Source organism: Streptacidiphilus sp. P02-A3a, assembly GCF_014084105.1.
Taxonomy (GTDB): Bacteria; Actinomycetota; Actinomycetes; order Streptomycetales; family Streptomycetaceae; genus Streptacidiphilus.
On the sequence record NZ_CP048289.1, the window covers coordinates 2,966,151 to 2,978,437 of the forward strand.

The 12,287-nt window shown below is 73.4% G+C and carries 7 protein-coding genes and 1 pseudogene; 3 read left to right on the forward strand and 5 right to left on the reverse strand.

Going from position 1 to position 12,287, the window contains the following annotated elements:
* Positions 1 to 2: 2 nt before the first annotated feature.
* From GXP74_RS13455 to GXP74_RS13465, 3 genes are all read right to left on the reverse strand, one after another.
* Positions 3 to 1,067, reverse strand: a complete 1,065-nt coding sequence (locus GXP74_RS13455) for a hypothetical protein (RefSeq protein WP_182451723.1) — start codon at positions 1,065 to 1,067, stop codon at positions 3 to 5.
* A gap of 208 nt (positions 1,068 to 1,275) precedes the next feature.
* The gene (locus GXP74_RS13460; protein ID WP_182451724.1) at positions 1,276 to 1,740 is read right to left on the reverse strand and encodes a hypothetical protein; all 465 of its coding nucleotides are present in this window, start codon (positions 1,738 to 1,740) and stop codon (positions 1,276 to 1,278) included.
* Between the two features lie 105 nt (positions 1,741 to 1,845).
* The gene (locus tag GXP74_RS13465) at positions 1,846 to 2,943 is read right to left on the reverse strand and encodes a hypothetical protein (protein WP_225447904.1); all 1,098 of its coding nucleotides are present in this window, start codon (positions 2,941 to 2,943) and stop codon (positions 1,846 to 1,848) included.
* A 187-nt stretch (positions 2,944 to 3,130) separates the two neighbouring features.
* Here GXP74_RS13465 and GXP74_RS13470 point away from each other — a divergent pair, with 187 nt between their 5' ends.
* Both GXP74_RS13470 and GXP74_RS13475 read left to right on the forward strand, forming a co-directional pair.
* Entirely contained in the window at positions 3,131 to 3,463 is a 333-nt protein-coding gene (locus GXP74_RS13470) for a trypco2 family protein (RefSeq protein ID WP_182451726.1), read from the forward strand.
* Positions 3,464 to 3,573: 110 nt separating this feature from the next.
* Entirely contained in the window at positions 3,574 to 7,185 is a 3,612-nt protein-coding gene (locus tag GXP74_RS13475; protein WP_225447905.1) for a tetratricopeptide repeat protein, read from the forward strand.
* 103 nt (positions 7,186 to 7,288) lie between these two features.
* On the opposite strand, the pseudogene GXP74_RS13480 reads toward GXP74_RS13475, so the two are convergent.
* Positions 7,289 to 8,485 (reverse strand): annotated as a pseudogene (locus GXP74_RS13480) (OB-fold nucleic acid binding domain-containing protein); the annotation flags it as partial.
* Positions 8,486 to 9,075: 590 nt separating this feature from the next.
* Between GXP74_RS13480 and GXP74_RS13485 the strand changes: the two are divergent.
* Positions 9,076 to 10,293 (forward strand): RICIN domain-containing protein, encoded by a 1,218-nt coding sequence (locus GXP74_RS13485; protein ID WP_182451729.1) that lies wholly within the window; start codon positions 9,076 to 9,078, stop codon positions 10,291 to 10,293.
* Positions 10,294 to 10,702: 409 nt separating this feature from the next.
* Here GXP74_RS13485 and glsA read toward each other — a convergent pair whose 3' ends face one another.
* The gene (gene glsA / locus GXP74_RS13490) at positions 10,703 to 11,938 is read right to left on the reverse strand and encodes a glutaminase A (RefSeq protein ID WP_182451730.1); all 1,236 of its coding nucleotides are present in this window, start codon (positions 11,936 to 11,938) and stop codon (positions 10,703 to 10,705) included.
* Between the last annotated feature and the right edge of the window lie 349 nt (positions 11,939 to 12,287).

The following is a 12,287-nucleotide window of genomic DNA, read 5'->3' on the forward strand; positions in this document are numbered from 1 at the left end:
GTTCAGTGCCGCCGACGGCGTCGGCCGAGGCGGGCCACGCCGACCGCCGCGACCCCGCCGACCAGCAGCACCAGCGCGATCGTGGCGACCGGTCCACCGGCCGAGGAGCCGGTGTCCGGCAGTCCGCCGGTGGGCGACGGGCTGGGCGAGGGCGGGACCGACTCGCTGGGGCTCGGTGAGGGGGTGACCGACTCGCTCGGGCTCGGCGTCGGGGTCTTCGACTCGCTCGGACTGGGGGTCGGCGTCTTCGACTCGCTCGGGCTCGGGGTCGGGCTGGTCTTCTCCAGGCAGGAGGCGTGCACCTCGCCGAGCCGGAGGGTGGTGATCGGCCCCGAGTAGACCTGGTTGCCGGTGAGGTCGTTCAGCACTCCGGTGACCGTGATGTCGATCCAGGCCTCGGCCTGGTAGACGCCGGGGGTCTGGCCGCCGGTCGAGGGCACCTCGTGCGGCCGGTAGTCGACGGTCAGGGTGCTGTCGCCCAGCGTGGCCGGCTCGTGCAGGTCGGTCCCGGTCACGTCCAGGGTGGTGGTCCCGACCCCGACGGTGTGGCCGGCCACCATGATCTGGTTGCCCGCGGTGCGGGCGTACGCCAGCGCGTAGGGGCCGACCGGCGGCGGCGTGCACTCGGCATAGGTGTCCACCGTGGCGACCGAGCCGGAGACCGGTCTGACCTGGAGCAGGGGGTCGTTGTCGCGGATGTACAGCGTCATGCCGGAGTTCAGCGTCTGCCCGTACGCCTTGCCGCTGGTGTTGGAGCTCCGGACGACGGTGGCGCCGTCGAGGGTCACGTGGTTCAGCACGCCGTCCGGGTCGCTGAAGTCGCCGTCGTCGTCCGGAGCGTCGACGACGGGGGAGTCCGCGGTGCCGTACACGCCCTGGAACATGCCGGCGTGCAGCGCCGGGACGTTCGCGATGGCCAGCCTGATCAGCTGGGCGCTGGAGTACTGCCCGCCCGCCGCGGCCGCCGGGTCGGCGGGGGCCAGCAGAGCGGCGGCGGTGGTGACCACGGCCGCGGTCGCGGCGGCGGTCAGGACGGCACTCGGGCGTCCGGCGGGACGTGGGGGCATGGGCGCGGTAGCAGAGCGGCGACGGTGACCGGCGGCCCTGGGGCCGCCCCGCTCTGGATTCCTCCTCAGAACGGGACGCTATGGCCGCCGGGACGCGATGGGCGGGCGGCATCCCCCGTGTCACCGGAGAATGCCCCGTCCGGCCCTGCGCCCCGGCGGCCCGGCGTCATGAGGTCGCCGTCATGAGGTCGCCGTCACGCGGTCGCCGTCACGCGGTCCGCAACCGCCGCGATGCCCGGCAACGGCAGCGGCCCGAGTTGGGCCCCCAGTCGGAACCGCGGGCCGGAGCCGTCGGCGGCCGGACCGACCCCGGGCCCCACGGCCGCGAGGAGCGGTTCCGGCGGCCCGCCAACGCACTCCAGGTACCCCACGGCGGAACCTGCGCCGCCCGGGCGTGCGCCAGCCGGTCCCGGCCCGCGAGCGGCAGCGCCGGGACCCGTGGCCGCTCCAGGCACATCAGTACCCGCGTCGGCGCGCCGCCGACCGCCGGGACGACCAGCACGGCGGCGTCGAGCACCGGGCGATCGGGCGGGTCGACGAGGTTCACCGTCACCCCGCCCACGGTGAACGACACGACCGCCGCCGTGCCGACTGCCGCTCCGATCCCGGCTGCTCGCAGCAGCCGCTCGGCCAGGCTGTCGCTACCGGCGCTGTCGCGCGCCGGAATCCCCATCTTCAACGTGTGCACTACGCTCCAGGTCCTTCGGATCGGCGATGGTCTCCGCGGCGATGGACAAGGAAATGAGGCGCATCACGTGTCTCCCGGATCGGTGGAATCTCAGCCCGCAGTCGACCAGACCCCCGGCACCCGGGCAACCGAATTACCGTTCCGCCCACCGGCCTTCGGGTCGGCGGCCCTCGGGTCGGCCCTCGGGTCGGCGGGGAGCAGCGCGGCGCGGGTCAGGGCGCCGGGGCCGAAGCTGCGGGTGGCCCGGTCCACGATCGGGTCGAGTCGGCGTCCGAGTTCCGCGCGGTGGTCGAAGGTGAGCTGCACGGTCGCGGACTCCACCGGGCGCAGGCCGTGGGCCCGCACGCTGACCGCCCGCAGCCGGGCCCGTTGCAGTCCGAGGCCGCGGTAGAGGTCGTAGAGCTGGAACTGCAGGGTGGCGGTGTGGTCGGTGGCCTCGCGCAGGGTGCGGGAGCGGGTGGTGCTGGAGCGGTCGGCGAAGCGGGTCTCCAGCTCCAGGCGGCCGGTGACCTGTCCGCTGCCGCGCAGCCGGGCCCCCAGTTCCAGCGCGCAGGAGAGCAGTGCTCGGCGGGTGGCCTCCGGGTCGACGGTGTCGCGGCCGAAGTCGCGGCGTACGGCCAGGCTCGCGGGCGGGCCGCCCGGCTGCACGGCGCGCGGGTCGTGCCCGTGCGCGCGCTCGGCCAGCAGGCGTCCGGTACCGGCGCTGGTGAGCCGTTGCAGGGTGGACAGTGGGACGGCGTGCAGGTCGCGCACCGCGGCCAGGCCGTAGCCGGCCAGGGTGCGGCTGGTCCTGGGGCCGATGTCGGGCAGCGCCCGGACCGGGAGCGGGTCGAGGAAGGCGGCGATCGCCCGCTGGTCGTCGGGCAGGATCCGGACGTCGGTGTGGTCGGCGGTCTGCGCGGCCAGGGTCGCCAGCATCCGGTTCGGACCGATGCCCACCGTGCTCTGGACGCCGAACCTGGCCAGCAGCTTGACCTGGGCGAGCAGGGCGAGGTCCGCCGGGCCGAGGTCGAAGTAGCGCAGCGCGCCGGTGAGGTCCAGCAGCGCGTCGTCGGGCGGCAGCGCCTGGACGACCGGGGTGAGGTCGGTCAGCACGTCGAACAGCTGCCGGTAGGCCTCGTCGGAGGGCCGGTGCAGGTGCACATGGGCGATGGTCCGCGGGTGGCCTCGCGGCGGCTGGCTCGTCACGATGGCGGCTCTCCTCACGGTTCCCTGCTTCTCTCCGGCGCCCCACCTGCCTTCCACTCTAGAACTAATTCGAACGTTTGCACGAATGAATACCGGGTCGGTCGAGAGGTTTGCAGGTTGGGCTGCGGGTCCGGGGAGAGTGGATCTACGGTGAGCGGGTCGAGGTGTCGGGTGAGGGGGAGCAGCGGTGGACATTCCGTTGGTGCAGGCGGTGGCGGCGGTACGGGACGAGTTGATCTCGGCGGCGGCCGTGGGTGGGGAGCATCCGGAGCTGGTGTTCGCGGTGGGGCCGGTGGAGATGGAGTTCGAGGTCGAGATCCGCGCGGACACGAAGGCGAAGGCCGGGTTCCGGCTGTGGGCGGTCGGCGCGGACGTCGAGGCCGGAGCGTCGCGCGGGCGTACCCATCGGGTGTCGTTCACGCTCACCCCGCGCGACCCGCGCGGTGGTGACCTGCTGGTCAGCGGCGACTCCGGCCGGGCGGCCGGGCCGGGGGACACGTCCGGGCGGATCGACGACTGAAACCGCCCCGGCTTGGGCTGGGCTTGTGCTCGGGAGGGATAGAGCGGGCTGTGGAGCGATCGCGTCTGGTGGGGGTCACCGGTCCGGGGGGTCCGGGGTCGGGATACGCGGTGGGTGGACGGCTGGTGCTGACGTCCGCGCATGTCGTCGCCGGTGCCGAGGGGCGGCCGACGGCTGTGGCGGGGCGGCGGGTCGAGGTGTTCCGGCCCGGCGGTGACCGGGCGGTGGGCGCGGTGGTGGTGTGGTGCGGTGCGGCGGGCGGGCGCGACGACGCCGCGCTGGTCCTGGTCGACCGGGAGCCGGGGTGGGCCGCGCCCGTCGCGCCGGTGCGCTGGGGCTGGACGGTCACCGATCGGCCCGGCATCGACTGCGAGACCTGGGGGGTCCCGGAGCTGGCCCAGCGTGCGGGCCGGGCGGTGGAGGCCGTCCAGTTGAGCGGTGCCCTGAACCCGGGCAGCGGTTTCGTGGGCAACGAGTACGTGGTGGACCTGCTGCGGCAGCCGCCGCAGTGGTCGCTGCCGGGTGCCTCGCCGTGGGGCGGGCTGTCGGGTGCGGCGGTGTGCTGCGACCGGTTGCTGGTGGGCGTGGTCGCCGCTGACCGTGCGCACTCCGGCCACGGGCAGCTGAACGCCGTTCCCGCCTATGTGCTGCACCATGATCCGGCCTTCCGCGCGGCCCTGGCCGAGCACGGTGGCGCCGCGGCCGGGCTGGAGCCGGTCGAGTTGCAGCCGCTGGCCGACCCGGGGGCCGGGTTCGAGCGGGGGGTGCCGCGGTCACCGGCCGGGTCGCTGCGGGCCGCGCGGCAGACCGTTCCCTTCCACGGCCGTCAGGAGTTGTTGGCGGAGTTGCGGGCGTGGTGCGGGCGCGGCGGGTTCGGTGCGTGGCTGCTGCACGGGCCCGGTGGGCAGGGCAAGACCCGTCTGGCGCACCACCTCGCCCAGCAACTGGCCGCCGAGCGCTGGGCGGTGCTGTGGCCGAGCCGCGACGCCACGGCGGACCGGTTGCGGGGGTTGCGTGATGTCCGCAAGCCGCTGCTGGTGGTCGTCGACTACGCCGAGACGCGCACCGGTCAGTTGGCCGCGCTGGTGGAGGCCGCCGCCGAGCATCCGGGGAGCACGGCGTTCAAGGTGCTGTTGCTGGCCCGGACCGATGGCGACTGGTGGGGTGAGGCCACCACCGCCAGCAGCCTCGCCCAGGACTACCTGGACGCGGCCCCGACCCGGCTGCTGGCACCGCTGGAGAGCGATCCCGAGGCCCGGCCGGATGCCTACCGGGCCGCCGCCCGAGCCCTGGCGTCCGACCTCGCCCAGGTCGACGGCCTGGCAGAGCACGACTGGCAGGGCACCGCGAACCGGCTGCCGCTGCCCGCGCGGCTGGGCCGGGACGCCTACGGCAACGCGCTGACCCTGCACATGACCGCCCTCGCCGACCTGCTCGACGCCAACACCCCGGGCCCGGCCGGGCCGGACACCGACCCCGGTCCGCCCGCCGCCGGGGGCGACCGGGTGGGCGAGGAGGCGGAAGCGGTGGAGGACCGGCTGCTCGGACACGAACGCCGGTACTGGCACCACAGCGCCGCCGCCCGCGGCCTGGCCCCGGACCTGACCCGCGGCACGCTGGAGACCGCCCTGGCCGCCGCCCACCTGGCCGGGGCCGCCGACCGCGACACCGCCGACGCGCTGTGGCTGCGGCTGCCCGCCCTGGCCGACCAGCCGCGCGACCGGCGCGACAGCGTCACCGCCTGGCTCACCGCCCTGTATCCCGCGCAGGCCCCACTGCCCTGGGGGACGCTCCAGCCCGACCGCCTGGCCGAACGCCACATCGGCCGCACCCTGGACGCCGATCCGCGCCTCGCCGACCACCTCCTCGACGGCGCCGACGACACCCAGACCGGCCGGCTGCTGACGGTCTACAGCCGGGCCGCCGGCCATCCCGTCTTCCGGCAGCGCCTCGACAGCCACCTCACCGCCCTGTGCGTGCGCCGCCACCGGCAACTCTCGGCGCAGGTCATCAGCACCGCCACCCGTACCGACCACCCCGCCCCGCTGACCACCGCCCTCGACGCCGTCACCACCGACCCCGCCACCGCCGTGGAGGAGCTGGCAACCCTGCAGGAGCAGCTCCCGCGATCCACCCGACGCCTCGGCCCGACCGCCCTCCTCCTCGCCCGCACCCTCACCGACCGCCGCCGGGCCCTCGCGCGGGAGAACCCGGCCGCCCACCTGCCGGACCTCGCCGCGGCCCTGAACAGCCTGTCCGTCCGGCTGGCGGAGATGGGGCAGCGGGAGGAGGCCCTGCCCGTGATCCGCGAGTCCGTCGAGATCCGCCGCGCGCTGGCGCGGGAGAACCCGGCCGCCCACCTGCCGGAGCTGGCCGGTGCCCTGAACAACCTGGCGGTCCGGCTGGGCGTGCTGGGTCGGCACACCGAGAGCCTGGCCGCGCTCCGGGAGGCCACCGGCCACTACCGCGCCCTCGTGGCCGAGAACCCGGCCGCCCACCTGCCCGGTCTCGCCCTGTCGCTGAACAACCTGGCGATCCGGCTGGGGGAGACCGGGCGGCACGAGGAGGGGCTGGCCGTGATCCGCGAGTCCGTCGAGATCCGTCGCGCGCTGGCGCGGGCGAACCCGGAGGCCCGGCTGCCGGAGCTGGCCGGTGCCCTGAACAACCTGGCGATCCGGCTGGGGGAGACCGGGCGGCACGACGAGGCCCTGGCCGTGATCAGTGAGGCCACCGACCACTACCGCGCCCTCGCGGAGGTGAATCCGGACGCCCACCTGCCGGACCTCGCCCAGTCCCTGAACAACCTGGCGATCCGGCTGGGTGCGTTCGGCCGCCGGGAGGAGGGCCTGGCCGTGATCAGTGAGGCCGTCGGCCACTGCCGCGCCCTCGTGGAGGAGAACCCGGGCGCCCACCTGCCCGGTCTCGCCCGGTCGCTGAACAACCTGGCGATCCGGCTGGGGGACATGGGGCGCCGGGAGGAGGCGCTGGAGGCGATCCGTGAGGCCACCGGGCACTACCGGGTCCTGGCGCGGGAGCACCCGGAGGCCTACCTGCCCGGCCTGGCCACGTCCCTGAACAACCTGTACGTCGACCTGGGCGCGATGGGGCGCCGGGGGGAGGCGCTGGAGGCGATCCGTGAGGCCACCGGGCACTACCGGGTCCTGGCGCGGGAGCACCCCGAGGCCTACCTGCCGGACCTCGCCCATTCGCTGAACAACCTGTCCATCGCGCTGGGGGAGTCGGGGCGGCAGCAGGAGGGGCTGGCCGCGAGCCGGGAGGCCGTCGGCCACTACCGCGGCCTCGTCCGCGAGAGCCCGGACGCCCACCTGCCGGACCTCGCCCGGTCGCTGAACAACCTGGCGATCCGGCTGGGCACGCTGGGGCGGGAGGAGGAGGGCCTGGCCGTGGTCAGTGAGGCGGTCGACCACTACCGCACCCTCGCGCGGGCGCATCCGGAGGCCTTCCTGGACGGTCTGGCCGGGGCCCTGAACAACCTGTCCGTCGATCTGTGCGAGCTGGGGCGGCTGGAGGAGGGCCTGAACGCGGCCAGTGAGGCGGTCGACCACTACCGGGTCCTGGCGCGGGCGAACCCGGAGGTCTTCCTGCCCGGTCTCGCCACGTCGCTGAACAACCTGGCGATCCGGCTGGGGGACGCGGAGCGGTGGCCGGAGAGCCTGGCCGCGATCAGCGAAGCCGTCGAGATCCGACGCGCCCTGGAATAGGCCCGGCCACAGGTCCGGGCACAGGTCTGTCCACACGTCCGGGCACAGGTCCGGGCACAGGTCCGGGCACACGTCCGGGCACAGGCGGACCCCGGGCCGGTGCTCAGCCGGCGCTCCCGGGGCTGGAGGTCCAGAGCTTGCGGGTGGCCGTGGCGCCGTCCCCGGCGGGCTGGAGGTCCGCCCACGGGGCCAGGGTGTAGCCGCTGGGCAGCGTCAGCACCCGGTCCGGGGCCGCGCCGCCCGCCTTGCCGTCCACCGTGCCGTCCGCGTCGCCGTCCACCGTGCCGTCCGCCGCGCCGGGGTGGGCGGTGAGCAGACGGCGGACGGCGTCCAGGCCGCCGGTGCGGCGGGCGGCGGCGAGGTCGGCGAGGTTCCAGGCCTGAGCGCCGACCACGCTGAGGCTGCGCGGTCCGCGCCGGGCGATGGTGCCGCGCACCAGCAGCAGGAAGCTGTGGAAGACGGTGTGGGCGCAGTGCTGGGCGTCGTCGAAGAAGGCGAGGTCGACCAGGCCGGTGCCGTCGTCCAGGGTGGCGAACAGGATCCGCTTGCCGGTCCGGTTCGGCGGGGTCTGGTTGGCGACCTTGGCCCCGGCGACCAGTACCTGCGCGCCGGTGCGCAGGTCGGCCAGGCGGTGCGCGGGGATGGCCCCGAGCTCCGCCAGCAGCTGGTGGTGGTCGGTCATCAGGTGGCGGGAGGCGTCCAGGCCCAGTACCGAGAGCTCCGCGCCCAGCTCCTCCTCGGCGGTCATCACCGGCAGCCCGGTGGGGGCCGGGGCCGAGCCGTCGTCACCGGCCAGGGCGAGCTGGGTGGGAATGGCGGTGCCGCGCTGCTGCCGGTGCAACTCGGCGACCTGGAGCAGCAGGTCGCGGCGATGGCGGCCGTCGGCGAGGGAGGCCAGCGCGCCGACCCGGACCAGCCGCTCGGCCACCGGCAGTGCCGGGCGGGCGCGGGTGAACCAGTCCGAGACCGAGGCGTAGGGCTGTCCGGCGGTGATCCGGGCGGTCTGCTCGGCGCTGATGCCCTGCACCTCGGAGAGCGACAGCCGCACCCCCCAGCGGCGGCCCTCGGTGGTGTCCACCGGCTCGGTGCGGTAGTCGGCCTGCGAGTGCTGGACGTCCAGCGGCAGGATCGGCACCCCGCGCCGGCGCGCGTCGGCCAGGATCAGCCGCGCCGGGTACATCCCCGGGTCGTGGGTCAGCAGCCCGGCGTAGAAGGCGGCCGGGTGGTGGGTCTTGAGCCAGGCGGACTGGTAGGTGGGCACGGCGAACGCCACCGCGTGGGCCTTGGCGAAGCTGTAGTTATGAACAGTCCAGGTGTATCAGTGCCTCGGCTGTCTCAGGTGATGATGGGCTGCATAGCCGCCTCCAGGAGAGATCCGAGAGACCTCACGGTGTCTCAGCCGAAGCATTAAAAGTTGCCAATTCGTGACCATTTACCTTGCGATTGAACCGATGTCGATGCAGGCAAGCGGACCGGCCCGAGGGCTTCCCCGAGATCGTCGTGGACGGGGTGGAACTACCTCCTGGCTCGCCGTCACTCGTACGCGGCCAACGGCAGCGGCGCCTCAAGAACCCACAACCTGGCCATGGGCCAGAGCTATCGTCCGTGCCATCCACCGGATACTGCCCCTGCCCCGACCAGCCTGACCTGCACGAATCTCACCCCGCCGAACACCGAGAGGGGCACCCCCGCAGTACCCGGACCCGTGGAACCCAGCGTCCCGACACAACAGCTGACGCGCAGTCCTACCCGAAACAGCCCACAGGAGCCGACAAAAGAGACATCGTGGGCAAACGCCCGACCGATCACCTCAGTGAAACAACGATGTCAGGCCGCCCCGCTACGCGCGGTCCCCGAACCAATCACCGACCCGGACCGCATCAAATGTTGATGCTCATGGAGGGTGCCGCCCAGACGGTCGTGTCGGCGTATGTCCAAGCGGGCCGGGCCGCGGTCGATGGCGAGGAACTCGATGCCGGCGTGCTGGCCGGTGCGCACGATCCGCAGCACGATCGTCCCGGCGACGGCGGCATCACGGACATGGCCGCGGCCATGCGCGACGGGCGCTCCAGCACCGGCACGCTCGGCATCGGCCTGGGAGCCATCGCCCGGCACGCCGACACCTTCGACCTGCACTCCATCCCCGGCCAGGGCACCGTCATGCTGGCCCGGTTCTGGCCGCGGAGTCCTCCGACCCACGCCCCGCCCAACGGCGGACTGCCGCCCGCGGTGACCGCAGGACTGACCCGGCCCATCAACGGAGCCCGCGAATGCGGCGACGGCTGGGCCGCACGCTGGCACGACCTCGTGCCACCAGCACCGGCAGGCCCTCCCGCGTCCAGCACGGATGCGGATACCCGAACGGCAGGACCGCCCCCCGCCGAGAGCAGCTCAGGGGCTGAAGCAGTTGTCGGGTCGGGCTCGCGGCGGCCGCTACTGGTGATGCTCTGCGACGGACTGGGCCACGGTCCCCTGGCCCAGATCGCCACCCGGGCGGCGGTCCGCGCCTTCCATGCCAGCCCAGGCCACACACCCGAAGCGGTCATGGGGCACATCCACCAGGCCCTGGCCAGCACCCGGGGCGGCGCTGTGGCCGTGGCCCGCATCGACCCCGACCAGGAACAGGTGCTCTACTGCGCGGTCGGCAACATCGCCGGCGCGGTCATCACGCCGAACTCCAAGAGCGTCCTGTCCTCGCGGTACGGGAATGTCGGCCACCAGCTGCCCACCCTGCGCACTTCCGCCTACGTCCTGCCGCCCGGAGGCGCGCTGGTGCTGCACTCCGACGGCCTGACCGAACGATGGGACCCCCAGGAGCTGCCCGGCCTCCTCCAGCACACCCCGCCCGTCATCCCCGGCTCCGCCACCACGGCAGGCACCTACACCGACCTGAGCACCTGCAACGGCTCAGCCGGCCAGCAGTGGACCTACGCCCGCAGCGGCAACCTGACCAACCCGCACTCCGGCTACTGCCTCGACGGCTACGGCGGCAGCTCCGCCAACGGCACCCGGCTCGACATCTGGCCCTGCGGCACCAACCAGAACAACCAGGTCTGGTCGCTGCCGCAAAGCCCGGGGTGGGACCCGCCGGGTCCCACCCCCCAGTGACCCCACCAACACGCCCGCGCCCGCAGAGCGATGCGGGCACGGGCATGGGGCCTGCGGTGAAACCCCGTCAGACCCCGCGACGCACCGGTGGACCGGTGGCGCCGCGGGGTCTGACTTCTGATCGGATCAGGTCCCGGTCAGCTGCCGAACACCTGGAAGGAGAACAGCGAGTACCCGTAGCTGGTGGCGCGCGCTGTGCCGTTCATGCGCACATAGCGGATCGTGCTCAATCCCGTGGAGATCGCCGACCGGATGAGCACAGCGATCCGCTCCCTGCTGGAACGGCCCGCACACACCGAATCCCTCGTGGCCGGCGTACTGGCCGTCCCTCCTGATTCGCCGCGAGACGTTCTGAGGCCTGTCGCCCTTGAGGACACGTGCACTGACGGCGCCCCGGCCTGAGAACGCTCTATCCGGCAGAAGGAGGTGGCCGAACCACCCCGGGCCGGGTGCCGAGGAAACCGGACGGATCGGTCGGCTCAATGCGGACCCCGCGGCTGGTCATGTCCGTACCCGTGGCCGCGAGCAGCTCAGCCGCAATGGGTCGGACGGCGGTGACATTGGTCAGGTCGAGAGCGATCAGGCCGATGGGGAAGGCAGCGACCTGGTCATGGATGTGGCGGGCGATCTGCTCGGCTGCGATGAAGTCAAGTTCGCCACGGAGCCACAGGCTCAGCGTGTTGCCGGCCATGGTGGACGCGGCGATGGCCGTCCGGGCTTCGGTCGCGGGGGCGAAGACGTGCAGGCCGAGCCGGGTCGACGTGTCCTGTAGTGCGGCCATGCCGCGAACGCTGTTGCCCTGGAGGTCGAGTGGCGGACTGTAGACGCCGATGCCGAACTCGCCGGGCAGCACTGCGGTGATGCCGCCACCGACCCCGCTCTTGGCTGGGAGCCCGACCCGAACCATCCACTCCCCGCTGTGGTCGTACATCCCACAGGTCGACATCACCGAGAGTACGATCCGCGCGACGTCCTCGCCGATGACCCGGCGCTTGGTGACGGGATTGATGCCTGCGTTCGCCAGTGTGGCGCCCATGACGGCGAGGTCGGTGGCGGTCACCTCCAGGGCGCACTGACGGAAGTAGATATCGGTGGCCTCGTTCGCGGGCCGCGCGAGTACCCCTTGCGACGACGTGAGGTAGGCCAAGGCACGGTTGCGGTCCCCGGTCGACGCCTCGGAGCGGTAGACGTCCTCGTCCAGGCTCAGCGCACGGCCAGCGAACGCTGACAGGGCTTCGCGGATCCGGGTGAAGCCGGCATCGGCGTCACCCGCGATCAGCGACGTCGTCACAATGGCGCCGGCGTTGATCAAGGGGTTCGCGGGGCGCCCGGTCTCCGGCTCCAGACTGACGGCGTTGAACGGCTCGCCGCTTGGTTCGAACCCGACGTGTCGAGCGACCCGTGCCAACCCGAGTTCGCTCAGCGCGAGGGCGTAGACGAACGGCTTGGACACCGACTGGATGGTGAAGGGCTTCTCGGCATCCCCGGCGTTGTAGATCCGGCCGTGGACGCTGACCATGGAGATACCGAAGTCGGACGGGTCAGCGCCGGCCAGTTCTGGTATGTAGTCCGCAACCTGACCGTCCGACAGGGCGTGGTGCCGACTCAGCAGTGCGGAAAGGGCGGCGGAGAGCGGATCCGTCACGACAGCGCCCCGCCGGTAGGCCCGACACCCGCCGCCCCGCCCTTCACTGCCGCACTGGATGCTGCCAACCGATCAACCGTGCGCAGAGCGGCACCGTAGCGGAAGAGCGTCGGCGGGACACCCCCCGCCAGCCGGCCGCAGGCCGCCAGGCTCGCGTCCGCCATGACCTGCGGCACCGGATAGGCGGCGCCGGCGACACCCGCCAGCAGACCTCCGCGGACCAGCTGGTACCGGCCGGAGGAGCCGAGCGCCGCGAGTCCGGCTGCGGACGGGCAACTCGACAGCCGGTGTCGCACCCCGGTGGCCGGCTGACCGGTTTCCGCAGCGAGCCCGGTCCTGATGCCCCGAC

Bases quoted from the DNA above. Each gene is read 5' to 3' on its own strand.
- GXP74_RS13455 (WP_182451723.1), bottom strand. From the start codon at position 1,067: ATGCCCCCACGTCCCGCCGGACGCCCGAGTGCCGTCCTGACCGCCGCC.
- GXP74_RS13485 (WP_182451729.1), top strand. From the start codon at position 9,076: ATGCTCATGGAGGGTGCCGCCCAGACGGTCGTGTCGGCGTATGTCCAA.
- GXP74_RS13460 (WP_182451724.1), bottom strand. From the start codon at position 1,740: ATGGGGATTCCGGCGCGCGACAGCGCCGGTAGCGACAGCCTGGCCGAG.